The following is a 25,290-nucleotide window of genomic DNA, read 5'->3' as shown; positions in this document are numbered from 1 at the left end:
AAAATGAGATTTTAATGAGAAAATTCATTTTAATAAATGCCCCCTTTTAGCTTAGTCATCCATTCCTTCGCATAGACAACAAAACCACTCCTGTTGGAGTGGTTTCATTAAAAGAACATTCTCTTATACAAGCACAATTTCTTCAAACCTCTTACTACCTTATAACCCCTATTATTTCCCTATTCAAGCTTCTCTTATTCTTTCCCGTCTCATACTGATCAGAGCCCATGGGTCAGGACCCGTTTCAAGAACTTGCCTGTATAAGAAGCTGGTATTTCAGCAACCCGCTCCGGTGTGCCGACGGCCACAAGCTTACCTCCCGCTGCACCACCTTCTGGGCCGATATCGATCACCCAGTCGCATTCCCTGATCAATTCCAAGCTGTGCTCGACAACAACAACGGTATTCCCTGTATCGACAAGTTTATCCAGTAATACTTGAAGCTGTTTAATGTCAGATGGATGGAGTCCGGTTGTCGGCTCATCTAATAGATAGAGCGTATGGTTTTTGGACGGTTTACTCAGTTCTTTGGCCAGTCTGATCCGCTGTCCTTCCCCGCCGGATAAGGTTTTCACCGATTGCCCCCATTTCAGGTAGCCAAGCCCAACCTCACACAGCATTGTGATTATTCCTGCAATTTTGGCCTCCGATTTGAGAATCGGCAAGCTTTCCTGTATCGACATATTCAATAAATCCGAGATGGAAAAGCCTTCATACTGAACCTGCAGGACCTCGTCTGTAAATCTTCTCCCCTTGCAGTCGTGACATTTCACCTCTAGATCAGGCAGGAAATTCATATCTACAGATAGCACACCTAGACCTTGACATGTTTCGCAGCGTCCACCTGGCGTATTAAATGAAAAATGCTTCGAGGTCAGTTTTCTATCCTTGGCCCCAGGTAATCCGGCGAACAACTGACGAAGATGTGTAAACACATCGGTATAGGTCGCAACATTGGAGCGCTGAATTCTCCCCATAGGCGTTTGGTCAAAGATTACGATATTACCAACATGCTCCAAGCCCGTGACTTCCTTGCATCCCATCTGCACCTGTCCTTTTGGATTCCCTTGTGCAAGGATATCGAAAATAAGCGTCGATTTCCCTGAGCCAGACACACCCGTTACGGACACGAGGCTTCCAAGAGGGATAGAAACTATAGGGATATTAATATTACGGACCCGTGCTTCCGTGATCGTAATATGCTGTCCGGTTCCCTTCCTGCGAATGCGTGTAGTGGTTGTTAGATTTTCTTCTCTCAAATATGCGCTTGTAACCGAAAGCTCACTTGCCATCAAATCCTCCAGACTTCCTTCTCCCACAACGGTCCCACCGTATAAGCCAGCACCCGGACCGATATCGATAATATGATCTGCAGCACGCATCATTTCAATATCATGTTCAATAATGAGCACCGTATTCCCAAGATCTCGCAGCTCCTGAAGTACTCGAATAAGGCCAACGGTATCCCGAGGATGCAGCCCTGTCGTTGGTTCATCCAGGATATACAGTACGCCAGTCAAACCTGACCCTAACAATGAAGCAAGCCGCAGCCGTTGTGCTTCTCCACCTGACAGGGTTACTGTCTGCCGGTTCATGGAAAGATAGCCCAATCCGACATCCATAATCCGTTTCAGCCTTATAGGCATATCATGGAGCACCGTCTCAACCAAATGAAGCCCTTCAGGCGGAATCTCTTCTTGCAAGCCTCTTGTCCACTCATATACTTCACCTATCGACCAGTCTGAGATATCGCAGATAGACGCATTGGCTACCCGCACATGACGAATTTCTTTCTTTAGTCGAGCTCCGCGGCATTCAGGACAAAGCTGTTCATGAAAAAAGCTATCGTCTTTTTCCTGAGAGCCAGACTCCCCTTCCTTCTCCTTATAACGCCGCCATAAGCTGGGGATGACACCTTCAAATTTGGTGCCTTGAACTGATTTTACATTCGGATAATGGCGTTTGAATGCCTCACTCTCTACTCCGTAGTACAACAAATCACGCTGAATTTCGCCATAGTCTTTCAAGGGCTGGTCAGGGTCAAGTTCAAATCCATAATGCTTGGCCGCCGCCATTAAAATACGAATTTGAATATCCCGATGGACACCATTCAGTGAAGCAACTCCCCCGCCGCGCAAACTGAGCTCCGGATTGAAAACTGTCCCTTCATTGATGCTTGCCACATGACCAAGCCCACTGCATGCCTCACATGCTCCCTCCGGTTTGTTGAAGGAAAAGTGTGACATACCCAGCTTCTCAAGCTCTGCATCACAATGAGGACAGTACATCGTCTGACGATCTGCATAATCGTCCGCCTCTGCCAAGAGGCCTGCCGGTTCAAAAGAAGGTGGGATACTGCCGCTGCAAGACGGGCATACCCGCTCCCCCAGTCTGGAAAAAATAAAACGAACATAAGTGTAGATGTCGGTTACAGTCCCTACTGTCGAGCGGGGGTTACGATTGGTAACATGCTGCCCAACGCTGATAGATGGAGACAGTCCTTCTATAGACTCGACCTTCGGCTTGCTAATCGAATCTGACGTTAATCCCATGGAATCCATATACTGCCTCTGACACTCTCTTTGAAGTGTATCCATCGCAAGTGTTGATTTACCGGAACCTGATGGACCGGTCATTACGACCAGTTTGTACTTTGGAATCGAAAGAGAGACATTCTTCAAGTTATTCTCCCGCGCACCCTTGATAACAATGGAGTCCTTCATTAATGTATCCTCCTCATTTCCAATAAGATCATATCGTTAAAGGCATCTTACAAAGGGATTGCAGCCCGTGCCTCATAAGTTACCACTTTGCAAATAAGTCAAGATTCCGATAAAATAAATTCGATTAATACTACGTTTATCTAGTTTCTTGTTCATCTAATATCTTGATAGTCGAGATAATTATATCTTAAAAGGAGGGTTGTCTTTTGTCAAGCAATCAACAAGTTCAACCAACAGAGCAGCAGGAAAAATTCACCTTACGGATGCGAGGACTGGGAACCCGAACGGTGCTATATCAGCAAAATGTGGCTGCTTCTTTAGGCTTGTACAACAACGATTATATATCCATTGATATTCTGCACGAAAAGGGTCCCATCACTGCAGGGGAGCTTTCAAAATTGACCGGACTCACTACAGGCAGCGTTACCGCATTAATTGACCGGCTCGAAAAAAACGGGTTTGTCCGCAGGCAGCATGACCCCAATGACCGACGCAAAGTGATTATTGTTCCTTTGTATGAAAATAAAGAAGAGGTCAGTAATACGTACCTCCCTCTTCACTCTGAGATGGTTAAACTTGCATCCACTTATACGGATGAAGAGCTTGAGCTTATTACCCAGTTTTTAGGCAAAGCAAGTGCGGTTCTGGATGAGCAGATTCATCAACTCAGCTCTAAGTCACGAGGCAAATCGTCTTCTTGAGCCGTATCGTTTAGAAAATGAAAAGGACGATTTTCCGAAAAGTCTACTGACTTCAGGAAATCGTCCTTATTATAGTAAAGCCTGATTTGGATATTTCTTTAATGGCCTAGCCATTATAATAGGTATGGTTAAAAGATAAATTAGAAATTACTTGCACATTAGATTACATATTATTTATTATGTAAACTTTATTCAACGTTACTACTATTTCTTTTGGTGAATGGAAATGTCTAACATGTAGAATGAGTTGATTATTTTTTCATACCCGAACCGAAACCAATTAAATATCCATCCAAATCACTTACCGAAAACTCTTTCCATATTCCCCAGTCGTGCTCACTAATTACAGGTTCTTGTATAATATTAGCACCATTCGCTTTTAATTCTTCATATAAGACATCAAGGCCGTCATGATCTTTCACGTAAGCATAAGTATTCCAAGTATCTTTATTAGGTTTCACATCTTGCAAGTCCTTTGCCTGAATTAATTTAAATCCAAGTCCAAAATCATCTCGGATTGCCCAAACATCATTAACCTCACAACCCAGTGCATTTTGATAATATTCCTTTGACCTCTTTAAATCAGAAACCAATAATACTGTAAGGGAATTTTCAATTTGGGCTTTTAATTGGTCAGTCAACTAGTAAAACCTCCTAAAGGATCCAGCTTTTTTATGGTTCAAATGTTTATTCGACAAGCCATAAAAATATCCTTTATTTGGTATTAGCATAGTACTAACTGTTAATCTCTAAGCCAACCAACGTTCCATGATGATCAGATGACTGTGAAATTGACTCCATAAAAAGCTAAGGCTGATTTTCTAGCCACACTTTGGGATGCAAGATTCTCCCATGAAGTACTGTATAATGGGATACCTCCCGCAATGCGTACCGCCTTTGCCCATCCGGCAACAACAGCTGCCGCATATCCTCTTCCACGATACTCGTCTAAAGTTTCAAGTCCTGCTTCATGTGCTCTGGATGTGATGCGAACGCTGCGGCAGATGGAGACGGCCCGATTCTCGTGCAAAAGTGCTATACAAGGCTGCGCATAATCTATTTCTGAGATTAGACATTCGAAACCGCCTTGCAAAATCCCCTTCATATTAGCCCGGGTTATACTGACAATCTGCATGGATGGACCTATATCCGGAATAAGAAAGCATGGTCCCATTGTGAACCGTTCTGTTTGGAGAAGCTTCATATAGGCTTCAAAATGTTTTGGCTTCGTTGGGTAATCCCTCAAGTTAGGTTCGTCTCCGCACAAATCCTCTAATCGCTTAATAAGCGTCTCTGGAACATCATACCGAAATCGACAGATCGATATTCCCTCTATAGAACGTCCTAAGAAAAAACGGGGAGCCATAGTCTCTCCAGGCCAAGGCTCATTAATCGTGCGTAGGCGCATGTTCTGGTCATGGGTAAAGAGTGCCTCAGCATGGTACTCCATCAGCGTTTGGGCAGCTGGTAGAATTTCTTCACGATCACTCATGTCTCACCTCTCCACATCCATTAAAAAACTATGGTTCTCTCCATCAATAGTATCAAAAAATCCCAAAATAACCTGATACTATTTAATAATAATGAAATTATCCGATTTAATTGCTTTATCTTTTCGAACATTCAAGAAAGAGATGACCGTGGTACCACAAAAAGAAAAACTCCCTATAAATAAGGAGTTTGATAGGTATTTCATTTTCAAGCAAAATATTCATCAGTTAAATCCACATTCACTCCGACAGCTGCTCTACTGCCATCGGCTGCGGCATAAATCAATTGGGAAGCTGAAACATTTGAAGCATCTCCGGCAGCATATAGACCAGGTATCGAGGTTCTTCCCATCTCATCCTTTCTTATCCCACCTGACTCCGTTCTTTCACAACCCAACTGGTCAATGAAAGATGCACTTTGTACCAACTTCGGAGCCACGAAACCGCCTGTTCTCGGGATTTGAGTCCCATCCGTTAATAGGACATGCTCAAGTCTCCCATTTTGTCCAATATAAGCTTTAACAGGCTGCTCCATGATCACGATGCCTTTAGATTCAAGCTGTTTCTTCTGCTCTTTTGACAAGGAAGCCTGACCATTCGTGCAGACGACCAAATCCTTGCTCCAATTGAGCAGCAGCTTAGCTGTATGAAAAACATTCGGATTATCCGAGACAATGACAAGCGGTTGATCCCGTAGCTCCCAGCCATCGCAATAGGGGCAATTGAACAAGCTTTTCCCATATAGGGATTGAAAGCCTTCGATCTCAGGAAATATCTCCTTTACACCCGTCGCTAAGATCAGTTTTCGTGCTTGAACGCCAAAGCCTGACGAGTCAAGTATCTCAAATCCTGAATTGCTTTTGACAACCGAAACAACCTCAATTGGCAGATGCTCGACAGATGGATAACGAAGCACTTCCTCATATGCAATACGACGGAACTCGGCTGGCGTAACACCATCTCTAGTAATAAAGCCGTGAGACGCATGTGTAACTGCATTTCTAGGACGATTGTTATCGATCAAAGCTATGCTTCGTCTTGCCCTGCCAAGAACAAGGGCTGCATTCAACCCTGCTGGTCCTCCACCTATTATGGCGCAATCGTAAATCATGATGATCAACTCCCTATTTAATCAGATATTAAAGACTTATTATATCTGTGATTGAGGTAAAAATTTTTTTAAAGCTTAACGAATGGGTTACTTCCCTTCAACAGGAATTGGCTCTCCGTAAACTTGCGTTTGCTTTTGGGCCAGATCTACCAATTTCGTGTTTTTGAGATGCAGCTCCATTTTCTCTTCCGCTTCCTTCATTGCAGCTTGAATTAAACACTCGTCACCGTGGACAAAATCACATTCAAATAAAGAGGCAGAACCCTCGATAGCATGAATAATGTCCAAAAACGTAATGTCGTCTTTCTTGCGCGATACCCTATATCCTCCGTTGGCTCCGGAAACCGATTCGATCATCCCTGCTTTCACGAGCCTTGTTAAAATTTTGGAAAGATAAGTCGGTGAAACGCCTTGGGAGTCCGCCAACTGCTGAACACCTACCGGCTTAACCGGAGATGCGGCAACAAGCGCAAGCATGGTATGAAGAGCATAATTCGTTGCTTTTGTAAATTTCATGTTAGCACCTCAATCACAGACTTATTGTGTCTATAATATCCTTAAAGTTGCTAATGTGTCAAGATTCCGTTTTCACTTATGATAATATTAAGACCGCCCATATCGGGCGGTCCGCTATCCGAAAAGCGCTAGCATACTCCAATGCTCGCTAATATTTGATTAACATCACCAAGTTCGCTAATGGGAAGCGACATAGCCATCCATTTCTGTTGGTTCCAGTTTTTCTCTGCTCATGATGAATGCAGCTGTCAATGCTAAAACTGCCGGGATGAGACTCCACGCAAAAGTCCCTACGATCGAAGAAGACAACCCCTCCGTAATCGTGTGTAATGTGTTCCCATCCATCGATTGACGAACTGCAGGATTTAATAGAACGTGAGGATCGTTAAAATCGATTTCTGTGAGTGGTGCACTCCTTCCGCTCTTGCTGAATGCCTCCGTCAGCTTATCGGTTAAAGAATGACTTTGTATAATCCCAAATATGGTAATACCTAGAGTCATACCAAGTGAACGATTGAAATTCATCGTTGAAGTAGCTGCCCCTCTCTGAGCTGCCGGGAATGAATGGATGGCTGCACTACTGAGTACCGAGAAGGAAGCACCAATACCTAGACCGACCAGAATCATATAGACTGTGATTAATAAACGCGACGATTCTAAAGTCAATGTGGTCAGAAGAGCCATTCCTACCGTCAAAATCGCAAGCGTTGGAATCAGGATAGCTCGATAAGGAAGCTTTGACATTAAGAATCCGCCAACCGTTGCAGTTACGACAGAACTCACCATCATCGGAAGCAGGATAAGCCCTGCATTAGTTGCTGTACCGCCATATACGCCCTGAATGTAGATAGGTATGAACATCGAAGCAGTCATAAACGTCGCTCCACTAAGCATTGCGACCAGATTGGTGGTCGTATACAATCGGACTCGGAACATGCGGAATGAAATGATGGGCTCAACCGCACGTTTTTCAACGAATACAAGCAATATGGAGAAGAAAACAAAACCAGCAAATAACCCTAATATTTGTGATGATCCCCATGCATAAGCTTTGCCTCCGAGCTCAATCGCGAACATGAGGCAGATAATCGCACCTACTAGCAAAAAACAACCAAGGTAATCAATCTTCTGCTTGGAGTGCTCAGCCGATTCCTTGTAGAAGAACACGATCAAGATGAATGCAAGTAAACCAAGTGGTAAATTAATATAAAAAATCCACATCCAATGTAAATAATCGGTTATATAACCACCGAGAAGCGGTGCCGCGACGCTCGACAAACCGAATAATGCTCCGAACATTCCTGTCATCTTTCCTCTATTTTCTGCTGGAACGACATCGAACATAATCGTAAATGCTATAGAAACCATTGCACCGGCACCGATACCTTGAATCGCTCTGAAAAGGCTGAGCTGAACGATCGTTTCCGCCATTCCGCATAACGCCGAGCCAATCATAAAGATGACAATACCAAAAACAAAGAACCGTTTACGCCCATACATATCGGATAGCTTGCCGAATATTGGCATCCCCGTCATCTCTGCTACCATATAGGCGGAAGTAGCCCACACGAATTTGTCCAGACCGCCAATCTCTCCAACAATCGTGCCCATCGCTGTAGCCACAATCGTATTGTCCATGGAGGCCATCAGAATAGCAAGCAGAAGTCCCGCAATAATAACCCCTACTTTGCTTTTTTCTCTCTTCATTTAATTCCATTCCTTTCCGTAATCAGGTTTAAGATGTTACTTGTCGTAACTTATGAAGCAATCATAAACCATCCTTACTGACAACAGTGTGTCAGGAAAGAAATGTGAATTATTAAGGGTGTAGATCAATTTTTTACATAAATCAGTATTAATCAAAGCGAGCGAGAGTAAAATAAGCGTCAAGCCTTGTCCATACAAGGATGGATAGCAAGGGATTTCTTGATAGGCCTCAATGCTTGGCATCACTGGTGTTCCACCGGACACACCCACCGTGCCGTCGGCTTCGATTTGAACTAGCACGGCGTTCAATGCCCGTTCAGCCGCCTCACGGAAGGATGTATCCAGCCAGCCAAGCTGAAGCAGTGGACAGGACAATCCTTAAACCACTATTTGACACTATACCGCATCATTCAAGCGCCAAGCGACTCTTAATGGATACACCGCTTTCTGTAACCGAAATCGCAGCCTTCTCAGGCTTCGGCGATCTGTCCCATTTCTTTCATACTTTCAAAACAGAAGCCGGGATTACACCTAACGCATTCCGTAAGCAGTGTGCAGGCGATTCCCAGCATAAGGTAAATCCGAATGAATAACCCTGGACGTTAGGACATTGGTTTGCTGATGTTTCGATTTGTAATATTCCTTCAGTTTAACTTCACACAAAAATGAAGAAGAGCAGAATGCTTTCGCACCTGCTCTTCCCAAATCTTATTCTACTATAGATCTCATGTTAAATTTATACTTTAGGCTATACACGACGATATGCCTTTTCATGAAATCGAGTAATGCTGCGAAAAAGCATCTTGCCATCCTCCGGCAACCGATTAGCCTCTTCAAAGTTCAAATACATCGCCTGATAAGGCTCAGGAACCCAGATGTAATGATGCACATAAACTGTGAGATGAAAACCGTTTGTTTCCCAAAAATGGATTCGTTGTTTGTTTTCCTCCGTTGGTTCGGATTCCACTTCGACAAGAATTCCTTTGCAGCCCGTATTGGTTTGAGTCCATTGCTTGATATGGTCCAGCAGCATTCGGCCATATCCTCTGCCGCGAAAATCCTCACTCACGGCTAAATAATCAATTAGCAAAGCCCCTGCTTGCTGATCGATTCCCGTCAATGCCATCCCAACCATTCCAGACTTCTGAGAGAGTGTGTGCAGCTGGCACATCCCTTTTTCAAACATTCGACGGATGATGTCGCGGCTTTTCTTACCTTCAAGGGGAAATGCTTGCTCGTAGATACGCTCCGCTTCAGTCCAGCTGACATCGTCCCACTCGTCAGTGATAGAGTACTCCAATGCATCCAATGAGGTTCACCACTTTCAGAATCCTAGGCCATAACTGTTTGTTCCTACAAGAAGTATAGCACCTATAGCATCTATATCCAAAAATAAAGCCAACCCTTCTACTCTCACCTATAATCTACGTTGACTGGTGCTCCCTACTTTCATTATTTTCCAAATAGAGAATCGACTCCATCAATTAAGTGCCTAAGTTTCACGCATAGAATAGTCCAGCATAGTTCGAATCATAGAAGCTAATTTGGTAATTTGTTCGTTCGGTAGGGCGCCCGAAGTAATTGATCGTGCGGCGACCGGAATATACCAAGATCTAATTTCTTCTTCAGTTGCTCCTGACAATTTACAATACTCGTCGATGAAAATGTGATAAGCCGCTTGCCTCGATTTCTGGAAAAACTCTTCAACCGCAGCAGGAGTTTCAGGTGGCAAGACGGCATATTCGATCATTACGCAAACCTCCGCGACATCCGCTGCTGGATTGCCAAGTGAGGCATGCCTCCAATCGATCATAACGGGTTTGTTATCCCTGTCTCTCAAAATCAGATTATTCGGATTCGTATCACCTTGACAAAGCTGTCGTTTAGCAGGTAAACGATCAATATACGCATGGATGGACGATATTTCTTCTTTGGTGAACAGGATGGGCTCGCCAATAATCGATTTTAAATTCTTTTTTTGATCGGTTACGATGTCGAGAACGGTTGTCTTATGAATTTCATTGAGAACTCTCGCGAATACCCGTAATTCACTATCCATCTTTCGGAAAGTATGCAATCTTTCAAATAGACGATTCACGAGTGTTTCGCCGACTATCTTTTCGAAAATAATTCCATGACGTCCTTCCCAATTGATTTGCTCGAAAGGTTGGGCAACGGGCAATCCACTCTTCCAAGCCACGGAGCTATTGCTGTATTCGAGCTGAACCGTTTTCAACGGCGTGTTCATATGAAATAATTTGACGACTTTGTCGTCACCACCCCATTCATACACTTCGCAACTCGACCCTGTTCCTACACATTTTCCAAGCATCGTTCACTGGCCCCCCATGTCTTGCCATTTCATACAGTATTCGAGGTTACGACATTCGCAATTTAGGAATTTTACTGTTGCTTTTATAACCTGCCATATAAGCTTGTTGTATGGCATCGGCCAGTCCGTTTGTGTAATGGGCAACGGTTAGTTTGCCATTCAACAACACTGATTTTCGGTAACTCTCTGAGAAATATAAGGAATCATCCGTCTCGTTCGCCAAATAATATTGTCGTTTCGACTCCATAGTTCGGCTTTTGACCTTGGTGTTTAGTATCAGTTTAGACCTACCCAATTGGGTCCCCTCGTGAATACCAATACCCCAAACTTCTTGACTACTATGATCCAGGACTTCATACCCCACAACGACCTCGCCTTTTACACTATCCGATAAAATCAAAACTTTTAGGAAAGTACAATGGGTCTGCGGTTTATATCGTCCCTTATTTGAATGAGTCAAAATTTTATTTTTATCTTTTACTTTTTTACTAGCTGCAGTCTCTTTGTTCTTTTTCTTCACAGACTCATTATTATCGTTATGTATATTTTTTTGATTTTCGAGTTTTTCCAAGAGCTCTAGCTGCATTTGCTGCTTCATTTTTTGCAATTCTTCAGACATTTTTTTAGTAATTTTCAACTCTAAGTTCTCTTGAAGTGCTTGTGCACTTTCTGTAGTGTGTGTTAATTGTTTAGCTGGTGGAGCCTTTCGTCGGATTGTTTTTTTGGAAATTCGTTTAGGTTTAGTTAATGAATGAATAGTCTCTCTTATCTCCTGCAAAAGGGACTTTTTCTTCTTACTTTTCCGCGCCATATTCCCCCCTCCTTCAATCAATGGGTATTTATCATTGTACCATTATTGATTAATGGAGAGGAAATTAAATAGGGCAGCCTCTAAGCCATATCCCATGACTTGAGACCGCCCTCTATTCTTACTGCCTGTATACTCCCCTTATCAAGGCGCTGCTGGCCCCACGTCAATAGCCGTCAGCGGCTTTCTTACGATGGTCGAAGTCGAATATTCGTCAGCGCCAACATCGTTAACTGAACGCGGTTGACCGTCCATATCATCGGTTACGTAAGTATAAGATCCTACAGAGGCATTGACCGCAGGACTTGTCGGTGTCAGCTTCTGCAGCCCTCCAGAAGGGGAAAGCTGCGGATCAACATTTTTGATTTCGGACGATGTTCTGGATACGTTATCTAACGCAGCTCCATAACCGATATTGCCTTCGAACACCGTGTTTGAGGTTTTTGCTTCGTTATATAGAGGACCTGCCGAGCTTTTGGCAATATTATTGGCAATCCGGCTGTCCACAGGAGCATAAGTATAGCTCAAACCGACGGCAATACTGCTCGAAGTACTATCCACCACCGTATTGTTGGTGACCTGTACGCGATATGCTCTCCAATGCTTAGCCAAATCATCACTCGTGTAATTGGCCCCATTCGGGCCTGCATCGAAATCTCCTCCATCGATATTGATGGCAGCTTGAGTTAATTTTTCAAAATAATTGTTATAAATTTTGTGTTCATTCCCATAAATTCTAAAACCACCTACACCTGCCTTTACCCCATCGCCAAAGAAGAAATTCCCATAAAAGCTGTCGTTATGCCCGTGTCTTGCCGTAACTTGAGCTTTGTTATTACGGAAGGTGTTATAGCGGACAGTATTGTTTTTGCTCTTAACCGAGATGACCTCAGGATCGCTATCCAAACTGACGAATAAATTGTATTGGATCGTATTAAAGCCGTCCGACATGGACAAGCCGGATAAGCCAACGCGGATCGTTTCGCCGCCATTCTCCGTCTGCGGGTCCGCATCATGAAAGTAGTTGTACTCAATTGTATTGTATTGAGCAACTTGACCGTCCACTCCGTCAATCGAAATCATTTGACCAAGATCATGTCTTGGACCAAATTCATTATGATCAATCCGGTTATTGTTACTGCCTGAACCATTCAACACTATCCATTTAGTTGCAGCAGTATTGGCGGCAAGCGCCAGCTTATTGCGAGTGATACGTACGTTGCTCGAAGCAGACAAAGAAATAGCTGTTCCGGTATTAGTAAATTTCAACCCATCAAGAGTAATGTATGATGAGTTGCTTAGCTTGAAACCTCCTGTACCCGCTATAACGCCTTGCCCTTGGTTCGCTGCTTTGATCACGATAGGGTTTGATGCAGTCCCATTCTTGCTAATCGAAAATGGACCGGAGTACGTACCGTTCGCTAAAACAATGGTAGTCCCTGCCGTCGCAGCGGTGATAGCAGCCTTCAATTCCGTCGTATTTGTTACATTCACTACTGTCCCGCTGCCAGCAGTTGAAGCATCTCCATAAATCTCTACCTCTGTGTAGCTGTTCCAAGCATTCAGAGAATTCCCATGACCGACAATTCGCACATAACGCGCAGGATCAACGTCTGGGAAATCGAAGGTCTGTAAGCCGTCAGCTAGAGCACTGGTCACATTGGTTTGAACTGTACTAAAGCTTGAGTTGTCTGTGGATGTCTGGATATCAAACGTGGACGTTCTGCCGGTTCCGTTCAAAAATGCGATTTTGAGGTAAGCTACTTTCTTATTGGAACCTAGATCAAATTGAATCCATTGTCCATCCCCACTAGCAGACCAACGTGTGTTCAAATCTCCGTCAACCGTGTTGCCTGGAACATTACCATCATCCGAACTCGCGCTGACTGCAGAAGCCGCTACACTGAATTTGGCGTTTGCTGCCATCCCCACCGTAGGAAACATCGTAACAATCAAACATAACATCAGTAACACTGAAAACCATTTTTTTCTTGATGACATCATTTGCACACCTTCCTTTATTGTTCATATTAGTTAAAACCAAGCTTGATATGTAAACGCTTTATCACCTCCCTCGGACACAATGTAACACAAAGTGGTTTGGCATAATATAGATAAAATTCATTTTATTTAGTCATGGACTCAGCAAAACAAAAACACACCCTAAGGTGTGTTCTCAATAAATCTCTCTATAATTCCTGTCACTGCGTTCATACTTATAGGTTTACTCACATATTCATCCATACCTTCGGACAAATATTTTTCTCGGTCGCCTTTTATTGCATGGGCCGTTACGGCAACAATAAATGGTGTTTTGTTCTTGAATGTTGAGTTGGCTTTAATCTTTCTGGTAGCTTCCATTCCATCCATCACGGGCATTTGTACATCCATGAAAATAATGTCATACGGAAAATGCTTCACTGCTTCAACCACATCTTTTCCATTTTCAACAATGGTTGGGCGATAACCAAGCTTCTCCACCATCTTCTTTAACACGATCTGATTCACAGCATTATCCTCAGCAATCAAAATATTGAGGGAGTCCGAAATTATATTATCCTGTTCCAGCAAAAGATTCATAGATTTGGATTCCTCATGGGGTTTAAGCTGAAAGTTGGCAGTGAATACAAATAGCGATCCAGAAGGAACCGACGTTTCGTACCAGATTTCACCATCCATTAAATGAACAAGTTTTCTACAGATGGCTAACCCTAACCCTGTTCCCTCCGTCTTCCTTGTCATAAAATTATCAACCTGATAAAATGGTTCAAATAATTGGTTCACCTTATCCTTAGGAACCCCTATCCCCGTATCCCGTATTGAGAATTGAAGACATACGGTATTCTGCTCTTGAGATACGCAATCCACCGAAATCGAGATCGTCCCTTCCGGCGTAAATTTTACAGCATTACTAAGCAAATTGATAAGAACTTGTCTTAATTTTGTGTCATCGCCACCCACCATATTAGGAACTTTCGGACAGACAGACGTAGAAATCTCCAAGCTCTTCTCAAGTGCCCTTGGCATAATGATGTTTAATGATTCTAGCACAATCGATCTAACATTGAATGGTTCTATCACCATCTCTGAAATCCCTGATTCAATCTTGGAAAAGTCTAAAATATCGTTAATGATCGTGAGAAGCGTTACGCCGCTTTTTTTAATAATTTGAACATACTCTTGCTGTTCCGAATCCAGTTCCGTTTCCAAGAGCAAATCCGTCATTCCAATAACCCCATTCATGGGAGTCCGGATTTCATGGCTCATCATAGCCAAAAATTCGCTTTTGGCATTATTCGTTTTTTCAGCAGCCTCTTTCTCTATCAGCAACCGTTTTTGTTCTGTCATGTCTTTGGCAATGATATAGAAGCCTGAATTTTTATTATGTATATAAATGGGAGCCAGAGTTGCAAGAACTTCAACCGCGCGCCCTTCTTTATGTTGGATATAATGAATATTATTTTCAACAGAAGAATAATCCTGGGCTGCTGAAAGGATATCAGCAAGAGTTTTCTGACCCAATATCTTGGAAATACTCACGCCGATCAATTCTTCGATCTTGTATCCAGTTAGGTGCTCCGCCATTTGATTGCCATTGATAATACGACCATCCAAGCCAAATGAAATAATAGCATCGTGATTGTACTTCTTTAACGAAGTATATCGCTCAATGCTTTCCTGCAGCTTCTGCTCGGCAAGCTTATTCTTCGTATCATCGATAATTTGAAATATGAAATATAACGGCTTTCCTTCTATCTCATCTCGAACAAGTGTAACGTGCAACGAAGCCCATATGATATCGCCATTCTTATAGACATAACGCTTCTCGACATCAATGGAATCTCTCACACCATCTAGCAATTCTCTTATGAGTTCTTCATTATTATTCTCAGCTTCTGCAAAGGCCAAATCTTCTGTCGTAAGCTCTCGAAACTCTTCTGCCGTATGTCCAAATATTCTACACATCGCGGGATTTACATAGATCCATTTTCTTTCCATCGAAACAAAGGCTATGCCAATAGGAGCATTCCGATATACATGTTCAAAAAGAACTTGGTGGTCAATTTCAGTTATATGGTTCATAGTCCTCCGCCCTCTTACCTTTATTATCCGATGAACTCAGGTATGTCTATAAATAATTACCTCAAATCGCCTTTTTTGAAACAAGCATTATTATTTACATATAAAAAAGAACCGCGGCTGTTAATTGCAGTATATAAATAAGAGGATAATATGTTCAGTATAAGAGCATATATAGCCCCCAGCGGGATGCGTAGCGAGGTTTTAACCGAGCGTTGGAGTGAATACAAAGTTTTAACGCTAAAATGTCCAACAATAACTTCATTCGGAGGTGTAAAATGATATATTTAGAAACATCGAGATTGCAATTGCGTGATTGGGAAGAAACAGACTTAGAACCATTTAGTCGACTGAATGCAGATGAACAGGTTATGAAGTATTTTCCTAAAACCTTATCAATCGAAGAAACAAATGCATTCTATAAATCAATTATTTCCGAATTTAAGGAATGTGCTTTTGGGTTATATGCCGTCGAAGCAAAGGAAAATAAAGAGTTTATAGGGTTTATTGGATTTCATAGGACAACATTTGAGGCTGATTTTACACCATGCATCGAAATAGGATGGCGACTGAAAAAAGAGGCTTGGGGAAAAGGGTATGCAAATGAGGGAGCGACAGCCTGTTTACAATATGGATTTAGTAAATTGGGTTTTCATGATGTTTATAGTTTTACAGCCGATGTTAATAAGCCTTCGATAAAAGTAATGATGAATATCGGTATGAGTTTTATTAAAATGTTCAGTCACCCTAAAGTTGAGAAAGATAGCCCTTTAAATAAACATGTCCTCTTTCATATAAAGCAAAAATAATTCAGATTAAGGGGAACGTTAGTTCAACAAAGCGAGAAGCAAAATTAAATTAAAAAGGGATTCACATAGTATACATGTATATTATGTGAATATGTGAATCCTTTTTTATCTTCTGACCTTTTTATAAATAGTCAAATCTCGATTAAGGTTTAGCTAGATGAGAAATGCTTTACGAAGAACTTTCTCAACTACTGAATAATCCATTCCAAGACCAGGGCCAGTAGGCGCACTAAAGACGCCGTCTTTCACTTCCATTTGTGGAGTGAACAGGTAGTCGGTCACTTTCACACCTGCTTTGTCCTCCTGAAATTTCCCAATATTCGGAATGTACGACGCAAAATGAAGCATATAGATGTATCCAAACCCACCGGAAATGTGCGGTGTGACAGGTATGCCTTTTAAAGCAGCCATTCTGGCAACACGGGTATTCCTTATAAATCCTCCGTTGTATTGTAGGTCAGGCTGCACCACTTGAGCGGCATCATTATGGATAATCCACCGGAACCGCCTTAAACTGGTTTCTTGTTCTCCGAAGGCCAGTGGGATTTGAAGCGCATCTGCAACCTCCTTGGTATCCTCTAGATGCTCGAATGGACAAGGCTCTTCATAGAAGAAGGCCCCAATTTCCTCCAAAATCTTACCGTATTTAATAGCTACTGGAGGATCATAGGAACCATTACCATCAGCATGTATGGTGAAATCATCCCCAAAAGTTTTGCGTGTCAAATAAATGAGTGTTTCGGAGCGCCCTTCTATCGAATCAGCATTTTTGCTCATCCGGCCGCCCACTTTAAATTTAACTGCCCTCGCCCCCGTCTCAGCGACCTTCTTCTGCAGCACTTCTATCTCCTCTTCAGGCGTTGTTCCCCTGTTACCGCTTGCCACATAAATTGGGACCTCGTTTCTAATGATGCCTCCGAGCAAGTCGCCAATTGGCTTGTTACTTATTCTACCTAACATATCCAGCACGCTTGCCTCCACCCATGAGATGCAGCACCACAGAGCAAGGCCGGACAGTTTATAGTTGCTTTGGTGCACATAAACACCATCCAAGAGCTTTTCTAAATCTCTGGCATCCTTGCCTATAAAGTAAGGGATGATCAATTGCTGAAGCAAAGGATACAGATAACCAGCACGTTCACTTGTTACAGCAACTCCTTCAGAACCGTCTTTCGATCGGGTCCGCAAGAAATATAATCCGTTGTTAAACAAGAGCTCAATGGACTGTATGATCACTGGTGAACTAATCCCTTCCACATTCAATACGGCAGAATTCGCCGCTTCTTCCAAGTCTGTGATACTTACGTTACTTTGAGCTTGGGTAAGAGCGCTATCCAAATGCAAATAGGACAAGTCGTTATAGGTGTTTACCATGTGTGTTCACTCCTTGAAATTTTAGTCAAAGAAAATATCTTCGAAACTTTTTGTCATCTCAGGAAAAACCACGGTCGCTTTGCTCTTCATTCGTTTGTATTATGGACCTTATTTATAACCATATAATGGATAAGTAGGATTGTCCATATAAATAAAAAAAGAAAAGCCTGATATTTGGTATTATCCCCTTCAAGTAGACACTCAAAAAAACCTTCATGTTATCATGGAGGCTCGAGTGCCACTTGGAGGGGATTTTTTTATGGCTAAAAAAGGACAAACATTTCAAACGTACACAGAAGAATTCAAATTAAAGGCGGTTAGAGCGTATGTAGAGGGTTCTGCGAGTTACAAGGTGGTAGCTCAGCGAGAAGGGATCCGTAACTGTTCTCAACTGAAGGTGTGGGTGAGGAAATGGCAAAACGGAGAGTCGTTCGATGTGCGTAAAAGTGAGCCAAATCCAATGAAAGGGCGGCCACGCACGTCCTTCCAAAGCATTGAGGAAGAACGAGATTACCTGAAGGCGCAGGTGGATTACTTAAAAAAGCGGTATCCAAATCTAGTAAAGGAGAAGCGCCAACCCAACGAATGAATTATGAAATCATGGAGGAGCTGCGCCACCAGCACGGCATTACAGTCCTGTTAGCTATTGCGGGAATACCACGGGCCAGTTATTACAAATGGAGAGCCACACAGCCTCAGCGAAAGGCAAGTCAAGAAAAGGATCATGAGATCAAGGAACACATGATGGCCATCCATTTTGCACATCCCTACTATGGCTACCCTCGGATGACGACCGCCTTGCGGGAGGCTGGCTACAAAGTAAATCACAAGAAAGTATGCCGGATCATGAAAGAATTATCGATCCAGTCGGTCATACGTAGGAAGCGGAAACAGTCCAACTACACGCCTTCTGTTGTGTATCCAAATCGTTTAAAGCGACAATTCCATGCTACGGCACCGCAGCAAAAAATGGTCACGGATATTACCTATATTTCCGATGGAACGAATTTCCATTACTTATCTGTTATTCAAGATCTTTTCAACAACGAGATTGTCGCTTGGCAATTGTCTGAACGTAACGATCTCCAGCTTGTGCTGGATACGATTACGCAGTGGACAAGAAAAAGAGACGTCTCAGAGGCCGTGCTCCATTCGGACCAGGGCTTCCAATACACGTCTCAGGCGTACAACACACGATTAGAGGCATTCGGCGTTAAAGGCAGCCACTCTCGCAAAGCAACCTGCCTGGATAACGCGTGCATCGAATCCTTCTTTTCGCATCTCAAAACAGAGAAGTTGTACCTCAACCAGTTTAATTCAGGAGCGGCAATTCGGCAAGCCGTGGAAGAATATATTTACGAGTACAACTACCACCGTTTTCAAGCCAAATTAAAACAACGTGCACCGATAGAGTACCGGTGCGCGTTGGCAGCTTAGCTTTTTTCATCTGTCTACTTGACAGGGGTATGACCATTTCTCAAGCTTTTCCTTTCAACATACAGCAAGAACATAGGTTCATTGTGTACATTGCCTCAATATCAAGTTCCACAATAGGTTCGGTACGGACGAGTTGATTCCTCAGGCAATGTAGTGTACTCAGCCTGTTCGGGAGAGTGCGTGTAGGGGCTCGCAAGAACATCAAGAAGCTGCTCCATCACACTGTAGTCTCCCTGATTCACCGCGGCATCCAGTGCAGCTTCTACCCGGTGGTTACGAGGGATTACTGCGGGATTGCTGTTACGCATCAACTGATGCGAGGACGCTTTGGACTCCTGCTGCCTGTCTAATCTCGCTTGCCACTGCTCATGCCACTGAGTAAAACCCGTAGTTCCAAAAAAGACAGTATCCTCAGGCTTATCAAAGGTTAATGCACGAAACGTATTAGTGTAATCCGCTTGATGCTTTTGCATCATATTGAGTAGATCTTCAATGAGAGCTTCGTCCTGTGGTTCCTCTTCAAAGATCCCGAGCTTTGCTCTCATTCCCGTAAGCCAATTACGATGATACAACTCGGCAAAATCTGAAAGAGCACCTTCAGCCAGCTTAATAGCCTGCTCTTCGCCTTCATGCAGCAGCGGCAATAGAGTCTCTGCAAATCTCGCGAGATTCCATACTGCAATATGCGGTTGATTAGCATAGGCATAGCGGCCTTGGCTATCAATGGAACTGAATACCGTGGCAGGGTCATAAGCATCCATGAAGGCACAAGGACCAAAGTCAATGCTCTCTCCGCTGAGTGCCATGTTGTCTGTATTCATCACCCCGTGAATAAAACCAACGAGCTGCCATTGGACAATCAGAGCTGCCTGACGCTTGATCACTTCCTGAAGCAGGGAAAGATACCGATTTTCATCCTGTGCCACTTCTGGAAAATGTCTTTGCAATGTGTAATCAGCCAAGGCTTGGAGATCCTGATCCGTTCCCCATTTAGCAACATATTGAAACGTACCAACGCGTAAATGACTTGCAGCCACCCGCGTCAAGATTGCACCGGGTTGCACGGTTTCCCGGAATATGGACTCACCAGTTGTCACCACCGCTAGGCTGCGAGTGGTTGGAATACCGAGCGCATGCATAGCCTGACTGATGATGTATTCTCGCAGCATAGGTCCAAGTGCGGCTCGACCATCCCCTCGACGTGAGTATGGCGTTACACCAGAACCCTTGAGCTGGATATCAAACCGATCTCCTTGTGGAGTGATCTGTTCTCCGAGCAGTATGGCCCGACCGTCTCCTAACATGGTAAAATGCCCAAATTGATGCCCTGCATACGCTTGAGCTAGTGGTAAGGCGCCTTCGGGAACTTGATTGCCAGCAAGCACCGCGACTCCATCATTGCTTTGCAGCGCTTGGGCATTCAACCCTAGAGAATCTGCCAATGGACCATTAAAAATAACTAACTTCGGTGAGCTTACTGGGGTTGGGTTAAGCCTAGTGTAAACGGATTCCGGCAGACGAGCATAACTGTTGTCGAAGTTCCATCCTGCATCTATGATTTCATTTTTCTCTGTCATTGTATCTCCTTCTTTCTTTTTGTCTGATAGTATTAGTCATGTGCGTTCTATATAATCCATACAAGACAGCGCTATAGTATTTATGCCAACTTATTATACCCTTTCCACACTACCAAGCGTACTTTTATGTACTGATTTTATTGTTCAACACATACGGGCATAAGCGTAAAAACGGATTTTTTAATAATTAATATCATTAATAATAAACTATTTATCAACTTTTCCACATCATCAGGTCGCTCTATATTTCTTAATTGGGATAAGACCGAACCATTTGGAGGCATTGGCTTATTGTTCACTGCCCATACACCTTCAAGGATTTTCCATGAACTAGTGGCTACTACTAAATTGGCTTTCAGATCATCTTGTGCACATTGCGCGGCTTTGATTTTAATCAAAGCACTTTCAAGCCAGTACTTCGTGGATTTCCTTTCCTCAAGAGGCGTTTGATATTCATTATAAAGCTTCTTTGAGAGTTCTATGAGTTGTCGAAGTTTCCCTTCTTGGTCAAACAAAATCATTGAATCCAAGAAATTGTATATTCCCATGGATGTGATTCTGCATTTGTTAACCGCCGTTTCAAAGTCTGAATATTTCATTTCAACGTGAATACCCCGTCGGTGCTCCGAACGAAAAGGTCTGACCAATCCATCTTTTAATAATATGTACATATCTAAATCAGAGGTAGCGTAGGACTCTCCTCTTGCTACCGAGCCTTGAAGCAGTAAGCCAACAGTCTCGGAATCCTGCAAAACCTCCTCATATATTTCACCAACTAATTCTCGATGAGTTTCACTTATAGAAGAATGAATATAGTCCATTTCACACCTCACTGAATCATTTAATATGAAATATTCGATTATTGAAGTGTGCTCTCCTGCCTTGAGTTCAACCAAAACGAGGTAAAGTGATAACTAAAAAAGCTTGAATCTTGCCATTAGGCAAAAATTCAAGCTTTTTTTATAAATAATAATTTACCACAATTCGAGCAATTCCTTCGAATTCACCGCATGCCTAGACATGCTTTTACTTTGCCTGAATGTAACCTTCCGCTTTAAGCAATTCGGCAATCAGAACCGCACCGCCTGCTGCTCCGCGTAATGTATTATGCGAAAGTCCTACAAATTTATAATCGTATATTGAATCTTCGCGCAATCTGCCTACCGAGACTCCCATACCGCGCTCAATGTCCCGATCCAATTTGGTTTGAGGTCTGTTCTCTTCTTCAAAATACGTTATGAATTGTTTTGGCGCGCTAGGTAGACCAAGCTCCTGCGGACGTCCTTTGAATTGCAACCAGCGCTCAAGAATTTCATCTTTTGAAGGTTTTTTCTCGAACGATGCAAATACCGTTGCCAAATGTCCATCGGTTACTGGCACACGAATACACTGAGTTGTAATTAAAGGCGCGCTAGCTTTAACAATTTCATTATTTACAATGCTGCCCCAAATGCGCAGCGGCTCCTGCTCGCTTTTTTCTTCTTCGCCGCCAATATAAGGGATAACATTATCTAACATATCCGGCCAATCCGTAAAGTTTTTGCCAGCTCCGGAAATCGCTTGATACGTCGATGCAACCACTTTCGTTGGTTTGTAATCTAAGAGTGCATGAAGTGCTGGCACATAGCTCTGAATAGAACAATTCGGCTTAACGGCAATAAATCCGGTGGAAGTTCCAAGCCGCTTTCTCTGCGCAGCAATCACTTCGATATGCTCTGGGTTAATTTCCGGAATGACCATCGGGATGTCTGGTGTCCAGCGGTGAGCTGAGTTATTGGAAATAACAGGCGTGCCTGTTTTGGCATATGCTTCTTCCAATGCTTTAATTTCATCCTTATTCATTTCTACAGCGCAAAAAATAAAATCGACACCAGAAGCAACTTCTTCCACTTTCGAAGCATCCTGAACGATAATTTGTTTCACATCTTCAGGAATGGGGCCTGCTAACTTCCATCTGCCTTGCACAGATTCCTCATAAGTTTTGCCTGCAGAGCCTGCGCTCGCTGCAATAGCCGTTACCTTAAACCAAGGATGCTGGTCCAGCAGCTGAACCAATCTCTGGCCAACCATTCCTGTTCCTCCAACAATACCAACTTTTAATTTCTGTGTCATAAAATATTCAATTCCTTTCACTATGGCATGAGTAAGTGTTTATTTTCATAATTCAAATCAGGTTATACGTTAATCCATCTCACACAAAACACGAGGTACTCTAACTACTCCGTGCGTTGTGCTTTCTTTTGATGCAACAAAAAAATCCCACCCCCAAGACGGTTAAGTCTTGGGGACGAGATTTGTATACTCGTGGTACCACCCCAGATTCGCTAATATGTCGCCATATTTGCCTCTTCAAGTACGGCATTACCATTACAATGTAATGCTTATACTCTAGCTCTATAACAGGAGCTCCTGGCACACCATCGCCTTCTATAAGGTTCCGGAGTGCAGCTCTGAGTCTTTTTTCAATAAGGAACTCTTTTCTCCTTTTCAGCAAACGGAGCTCTCTGTGTAAGATTTCACTTATTTACTCTTCTCTTCATCGCATTTAAATATTCTGCGATTATATTATCAAATAATTGCGGTTAGGTAAACATATTTTTGAAATTTTCTACAAAAAGCATGGTTTAGCAAGATTAGCGGTACAAGATTAAGTGGATCATACAGCTAAGTTTTTACTATTTCAATATTCCTAAAAACTGTTTCCAAGGCCCTACATCCTCCCCGTATCTCTTGGCCATTACCCTTACGATTTGAGCAATGTGCGTTAAATCATGCACAACCCATGTTGAAAGTAGTTCCCTTAGCTTTACAACTCCAAATTCAGGATGCGAACCCGTTAGTTCAAAATGCGATTCAGGGTCAATAAGAACCTGAAGTTTCACAATATTATCACTTCTAATCGTTTTAAATTCAAGCAATTGTTCTTTGATTGATCTCTCAGAGCGTTCATTTAAATGAGAATAACGATCAAAAGGAGGAAAGGGTTTACTTTCACCTTCCTGTAGAATAAATTCTAACCGCGGCATCCAATTTTTTTCTCCCCTTCAATGAGGTGCTCTATCACCTCAGAAACATTCCAGGTTCCTTCACCTTCATTGCATTGTAACCATCCATCCGATAAATCAGCTAAAAAATAATCCAATGTTTGTGGTGTACGCTCCAGAATCTCAATAGCTTCTTTCTTGTTAATATTCATATGAATGTTCCTTTCTGTCAAAATAGAGGATTCCGCTTGGTAAGTGTTTTCGTTATCCCGTTTGCTCTAGGTATCCTGCTTATTCAATGACCATTTTGATGGCTGATGTTTGACCAGGGTAAGACAACATGGTAACTCCGGTTGTCCATACTTTTACGTCGCGGCCTACTAATGATTCGTTTAGACCTGATGCTGATTGGATACCATCAACAACTAGTACTGCATCTGATTGCATACCCACCCAATTCGCTTCAGGATCATCCGTATTGCCATTCTTCTTCTGTTCATTAACAATTAATACCCGATTCTGTTCTTTATCGTAGGATTTGATTTTGCCAGTAATAGTTGCTGCACTCTTGCAGCATTCCATGACACTTAGCTGCAGGGAAATTCTCCTCCAGCGATGTTGAACAAAGTTTGCTTCATAGCTTCAATCTCCTTATTGGACAGAGGAGTCTCCACATCGCCTGTCTGCCTAACTTTCACCAAGATATCGTCTTTTCCAATTCCAATCAACATCATCTTAATGGAATGTCGCTGCTCAATCTGTTTACGTTCCAATACGAGCTTCTGCTTAACAAAAAGCAAGTTCGTCACGAATTCACTCTGCTCTAAACTCCCGCTTTCTTCAATCATACTTGGCGGCGAATGAAGAACTTCTCCTTCGGGTAATACAGGAGCAGCGGGTACGGCTGATGTCGTTGAATTCACTATCGTTTGTTTGAATCGTACTGTTGAGTCGTATCCTGCCGCGAGCATAACACCTGCAATAATTAGAATTAGGGTTGTTTTCATCATTCCCTCCTATTTTTTCCAATATATTTACACTGATTGACGTGATATGTTGGAAAAGTGTTGCAAGTTCTTCTACCTTTACGTGAACACGACTAATGTTTTACAACCAAGATAAAAAGCAGCCTACCAGATTGGCAAGGCTGCTTTAAATAGCAATATATGGAGGACTGGAGTGCTAGATGGCTGATTCAGCCAGAAGCTCGCTTAGCCGGTCGAAGTTCTGTTCATTACCTTCTACGCAGTAACTCTTGACTCGCTCGAACTCCTCTGCATCTTTAAAAAGCTGACGGAATGTGACTTTTGTACGGTTGTCAACTTCCTCGAAGGTAGCCGTCACCTGAAATTCATGGAATGACAGATGATTGAACACGATCCTCTCCATAGGTACGATTTCGATAAAGACGCTATGGTTAGGATAGTTCACCCCATCCGGTCCGTGCATATCGAACCGCCAATTGCCGCCCGGCCTCAAATCAAACTCGTGGAACGTATTGGTGAACCCTTTCGGTCCCCACCAGCGAGCAAGCAGCTCAGGGGTTGTCCAAGCATGAAACACATCCTTGACCGGCACATTAAAGTCACGAGTAGATACAATTTCATTGGCACCCATGATTGCTGTCATGACTACAACGTC

Annotated in this window: 24 protein-coding genes, 1 pseudogene and 1 other annotated feature; of the genes and pseudogenes, 5 read left to right on the top strand and 20 right to left on the bottom strand. The window is 42.9% G+C overall.

Going from position 1 to position 25,290, the window contains the following annotated elements:
• Nucleotides 1–218 precede the first annotated feature (218 nt).
• On the bottom strand, nt 219–2,723 hold the full coding sequence (gene uvrA, locus QMA13_RS16285) for an excinuclease ABC subunit UvrA (protein ID WP_282942617.1): 2,505 nt from the start codon (nt 2,721–2,723) through the stop codon (nt 219–221).
• 263 nt (nt 2,724–2,986) lie between these two features.
• Between uvrA and QMA13_RS16280 the strand changes: the two genes are divergently transcribed.
• The gene (locus tag QMA13_RS16280) at nt 2,987–3,424 is read left to right on the top strand and encodes a MarR family winged helix-turn-helix transcriptional regulator (RefSeq protein WP_282943420.1); all 438 of its coding nucleotides are present in this window, start codon (nt 2,987–2,989) and stop codon (nt 3,422–3,424) included.
• Nucleotides 3,425–3,675: 251 nt separating this feature from the next.
• On the opposite strand, the gene QMA13_RS16275 is transcribed toward QMA13_RS16280, so the two are convergent.
• From QMA13_RS16275 to QMA13_RS16250, 6 genes are all read right to left on the bottom strand, one after another.
• A complete protein-coding gene (locus QMA13_RS16275) occupies nt 3,676–4,065 on the bottom strand; it encodes a VOC family protein (protein ID WP_282942616.1) in 390 nt (129 codons plus the stop codon).
• A gap of 134 nt (nt 4,066–4,199) precedes the next feature.
• Entirely contained in the window at nt 4,200–4,916 is a 717-nt protein-coding gene (aac(2')-IIb, locus tag QMA13_RS16270) for a kasugamycin N-acetyltransferase AAC(2')-IIb (protein ID WP_282942615.1), read from the bottom strand.
• Between the two features lie 206 nt (nt 4,917–5,122).
• Nucleotides 5,123–6,025 (bottom strand): NAD(P)/FAD-dependent oxidoreductase, encoded by a 903-nt coding sequence (locus QMA13_RS16265; RefSeq protein ID WP_282942614.1) that lies wholly within the window; start codon nt 6,023–6,025, stop codon nt 5,123–5,125.
• Nucleotides 6,026–6,112: 87 nt separating this feature from the next.
• A complete protein-coding gene (locus tag QMA13_RS16260) occupies nt 6,113–6,541 on the bottom strand; it encodes an Rrf2 family transcriptional regulator (RefSeq protein ID WP_282942613.1) in 429 nt (142 codons plus the stop codon).
• 177 nt (nt 6,542–6,718) lie between these two features.
• Nucleotides 6,719–8,248 carry an MDR family MFS transporter gene (locus tag QMA13_RS16255; protein ID WP_282942612.1) on the bottom strand — a complete coding sequence of 510 codons (1,530 nt, stop codon included), beginning with the start codon at nt 8,246–8,248 and terminating at the stop codon, nt 6,719–6,721.
• A gap of 36 nt (nt 8,249–8,284) precedes the next feature.
• A complete protein-coding gene (locus tag QMA13_RS16250; RefSeq protein ID WP_282942611.1) occupies nt 8,285–8,623 on the bottom strand; it encodes a hypothetical protein in 339 nt (112 codons plus the stop codon).
• On the opposite strand from QMA13_RS16250, the gene QMA13_RS16245 reads away from it, so the two are divergent.
• Nucleotides 8,611–8,841 carry a helix-turn-helix domain-containing protein gene (locus tag QMA13_RS16245; RefSeq protein ID WP_282942610.1) on the top strand — a complete coding sequence of 77 codons (231 nt, stop codon included), beginning with the start codon at nt 8,611–8,613 and terminating at the stop codon, nt 8,839–8,841. The two genes, QMA13_RS16250 and QMA13_RS16245, sit on opposite strands and share 13 nt — an antisense overlap.
• Before the next feature lie 155 nt (nt 8,842–8,996).
• Here QMA13_RS16245 and QMA13_RS16240 read toward each other — a convergent pair whose 3' ends face one another.
• The 5 genes from QMA13_RS16240 to QMA13_RS16220 all read right to left on the bottom strand — a co-directional run bounded on the left by QMA13_RS16240 (nt 8,997) and on the right by QMA13_RS16220 (nt 15,471).
• Entirely contained in the window at nt 8,997–9,557 is a 561-nt protein-coding gene (locus QMA13_RS16240; RefSeq protein WP_282942609.1) for a GNAT family N-acetyltransferase, read from the bottom strand.
• A gap of 183 nt (nt 9,558–9,740) precedes the next feature.
• Nucleotides 9,741–10,580 carry a phosphotransferase gene (locus tag QMA13_RS16235; protein ID WP_282942608.1) on the bottom strand — a complete coding sequence of 280 codons (840 nt, stop codon included), beginning with the start codon at nt 10,578–10,580 and terminating at the stop codon, nt 9,741–9,743.
• A 46-nt stretch (nt 10,581–10,626) separates the two neighbouring features.
• On the bottom strand, nt 10,627–11,391 hold the full coding sequence (locus tag QMA13_RS16230) for a hypothetical protein (protein WP_282942607.1): 765 nt from the start codon (nt 11,389–11,391) through the stop codon (nt 10,627–10,629).
• 141 nt (nt 11,392–11,532) lie between these two features.
• Nucleotides 11,533–13,353 carry a chondroitinase-B domain-containing protein gene (locus QMA13_RS16225; protein ID WP_282942606.1) on the bottom strand — a complete coding sequence of 607 codons (1,821 nt, stop codon included), beginning with the start codon at nt 13,351–13,353 and terminating at the stop codon, nt 11,533–11,535.
• Between the two features lie 198 nt (nt 13,354–13,551).
• The gene (locus QMA13_RS16220) at nt 13,552–15,471 is read right to left on the bottom strand and encodes a PAS domain S-box protein (protein ID WP_282942605.1); all 1,920 of its coding nucleotides are present in this window, start codon (nt 15,469–15,471) and stop codon (nt 13,552–13,554) included.
• 275 nt (nt 15,472–15,746) lie between these two features.
• On the opposite strand from QMA13_RS16220, the gene QMA13_RS16215 reads away from it, so the two are divergent.
• A complete protein-coding gene (locus QMA13_RS16215; protein WP_282942604.1) occupies nt 15,747–16,277 on the top strand; it encodes a GNAT family N-acetyltransferase in 531 nt (176 codons plus the stop codon).
• Between the two features lie 153 nt (nt 16,278–16,430).
• Here QMA13_RS16215 and QMA13_RS16210 read toward each other — a convergent pair whose 3' ends face one another.
• Nucleotides 16,431–17,651 (bottom strand): mandelate racemase/muconate lactonizing enzyme family protein, encoded by a 1,221-nt coding sequence (locus QMA13_RS16210; RefSeq protein WP_282942603.1) that lies wholly within the window; start codon nt 17,649–17,651, stop codon nt 16,431–16,433.
• A 259-nt stretch (nt 17,652–17,910) separates the two neighbouring features.
• Here QMA13_RS16210 and QMA13_RS36600 point away from each other — a divergent pair, with 259 nt between their 5' ends.
• Nucleotides 17,911–18,240, top strand: coding sequence for a transposase (locus tag QMA13_RS36600; RefSeq protein WP_282936090.1), 330 nt, complete (start codon nt 17,911–17,913; stop codon nt 18,238–18,240).
• Nucleotides 18,237–19,088: an IS3 family transposase gene (locus QMA13_RS16205; protein ID WP_481858182.1), complete on the top strand. Its 852-nt coding sequence runs from the start codon at nt 18,237–18,239 to the stop codon at nt 19,086–19,088. Before QMA13_RS36600 ends, QMA13_RS16205 begins: the two co-directional genes overlap by 4 nt.
• Before the next feature lie 101 nt (nt 19,089–19,189).
• On the opposite strand, the gene QMA13_RS16200 is transcribed toward QMA13_RS16205, so the two are convergent.
• From QMA13_RS16200 to QMA13_RS16170, 7 genes and pseudogenes are all read right to left on the bottom strand, one after another.
• Complete coding sequence (locus QMA13_RS16200) at nt 19,190–20,665, bottom strand: protein adenylyltransferase SelO (protein WP_282942602.1); 1,476 nt, start codon at nt 20,663–20,665, stop codon at nt 19,190–19,192.
• A gap of 137 nt (nt 20,666–20,802) precedes the next feature.
• Nucleotides 20,803–21,486: a DNA polymerase subunit beta gene (locus QMA13_RS16195; protein WP_282942601.1), complete on the bottom strand. Its 684-nt coding sequence runs from the start codon at nt 21,484–21,486 to the stop codon at nt 20,803–20,805.
• 205 nt (nt 21,487–21,691) lie between these two features.
• Entirely contained in the window at nt 21,692–22,777 is a 1,086-nt protein-coding gene (asd, locus tag QMA13_RS16190) for an aspartate-semialdehyde dehydrogenase (RefSeq protein WP_282942600.1), read from the bottom strand.
• Nucleotides 22,778–22,945: 168 nt separating this feature from the next.
• Nucleotides 22,946–23,214, bottom strand: a binding site (T-box leader).
• Between the two features lie 126 nt (nt 23,215–23,340).
• Nucleotides 23,341–23,861 (bottom strand): annotated as a pseudogene (locus tag QMA13_RS16185) (DinB family protein).
• 79 nt (nt 23,862–23,940) lie between these two features.
• Nucleotides 23,941–24,231, bottom strand: coding sequence for a DUF3221 domain-containing protein (locus tag QMA13_RS16180; protein WP_282942599.1), 291 nt, complete (start codon nt 24,229–24,231; stop codon nt 23,941–23,943).
• 5 nt (nt 24,232–24,236) lie between these two features.
• The gene (locus tag QMA13_RS16175; protein ID WP_282942598.1) at nt 24,237–24,659 is read right to left on the bottom strand and encodes a hypothetical protein; all 423 of its coding nucleotides are present in this window, start codon (nt 24,657–24,659) and stop codon (nt 24,237–24,239) included.
• Between the two features lie 172 nt (nt 24,660–24,831).
• A complete protein-coding gene (locus QMA13_RS16170) occupies nt 24,832–25,278 on the bottom strand; it encodes an SRPBCC family protein (protein WP_282942597.1) in 447 nt (148 codons plus the stop codon).
• Nucleotides 25,279–25,290 lie beyond the last annotated feature (12 nt).

It is taken from the genome of Paenibacillus sp. RC67 (genome assembly GCF_030020805.1).
Taxonomy (GTDB): Bacteria; Bacillota; Bacilli; order Paenibacillales; family NBRC-103111; genus Paenibacillus_S.
Note: the sequence above shows the minus strand (reverse complement) of the source record. Positions and strands in the feature narration are given on the sequence as shown.

Bases quoted from the DNA above. Each gene is read 5' to 3' on its own strand.
- QMA13_RS16205 (WP_481858182.1), top strand. From the start codon at position 18,237: ATGAATTATGAAATCATGGAGGAGCTGCGCCACCAGCACGGCATTACA.
- QMA13_RS16235 (WP_282942608.1), bottom strand. From the start codon at position 10,580: ATGCTTGGAAAATGTGTAGGAACAGGGTCGAGTTGCGAAGTGTATGAA.
- QMA13_RS16215 (WP_282942604.1), top strand. From the start codon at position 15,747: ATGATATATTTAGAAACATCGAGATTGCAATTGCGTGATTGGGAAGAA.
- QMA13_RS16260 (WP_282942613.1), bottom strand. From the start codon at position 6,541: ATGAAATTTACAAAAGCAACGAATTATGCTCTTCATACCATGCTTGCG.
- QMA13_RS16200 (WP_282942602.1), bottom strand. From the start codon at position 20,665: ATGACAGAGAAAAATGAAATCATAGATGCAGGATGGAACTTCGACAAC.
- QMA13_RS16170 (WP_282942597.1), bottom strand. From the start codon at position 25,278: ATGACAGCAATCATGGGTGCCAATGAAATTGTATCTACTCGTGACTTT.
- QMA13_RS16225 (WP_282942606.1), bottom strand. From the start codon at position 13,353: ATGTTATGTTTGATTGTTACGATGTTTCCTACGGTGGGGATGGCAGCA.
- QMA13_RS16255 (WP_282942612.1), bottom strand. From the start codon at position 8,248: ATGAAGAGAGAAAAAAGCAAAGTAGGGGTTATTATTGCGGGACTTCTG.
- QMA13_RS16280 (WP_282943420.1), top strand. From the start codon at position 2,987: ATGCGAGGACTGGGAACCCGAACGGTGCTATATCAGCAAAATGTGGCT.
- QMA13_RS16265 (WP_282942614.1), bottom strand. From the start codon at position 6,025: ATGATTTACGATTGCGCCATAATAGGTGGAGGACCAGCAGGGTTGAAT.
- QMA13_RS16180 (WP_282942599.1), bottom strand. From the start codon at position 24,231: ATGGAATGCTGCAAGAGTGCAGCAACTATTACTGGCAAAATCAAATCC.
- QMA13_RS16195 (WP_282942601.1), bottom strand. From the start codon at position 21,486: ATGGACTATATTCATTCTTCTATAAGTGAAACTCATCGAGAATTAGTT.
- QMA13_RS36600 (WP_282936090.1), top strand. From the start codon at position 17,911: ATGGCTAAAAAAGGACAAACATTTCAAACGTACACAGAAGAATTCAAA.
- uvrA (WP_282942617.1), bottom strand. From the start codon at position 2,723: ATGAAGGACTCCATTGTTATCAAGGGTGCGCGGGAGAATAACTTGAAG.
- asd (WP_282942600.1), bottom strand. From the start codon at position 22,777: ATGACACAGAAATTAAAAGTTGGTATTGTTGGAGGAACAGGAATGGTT.
- QMA13_RS16210 (WP_282942603.1), bottom strand. From the start codon at position 17,651: ATGGTAAACACCTATAACGACTTGTCCTATTTGCATTTGGATAGCGCT.
- QMA13_RS16220 (WP_282942605.1), bottom strand. From the start codon at position 15,471: ATGAACCATATAACTGAAATTGACCACCAAGTTCTTTTTGAACATGTA.
- QMA13_RS16230 (WP_282942607.1), bottom strand. From the start codon at position 11,391: ATGGCGCGGAAAAGTAAGAAGAAAAAGTCCCTTTTGCAGGAGATAAGA.
- QMA13_RS16175 (WP_282942598.1), bottom strand. From the start codon at position 24,659: ATGATGAAAACAACCCTAATTCTAATTATTGCAGGTGTTATGCTCGCG.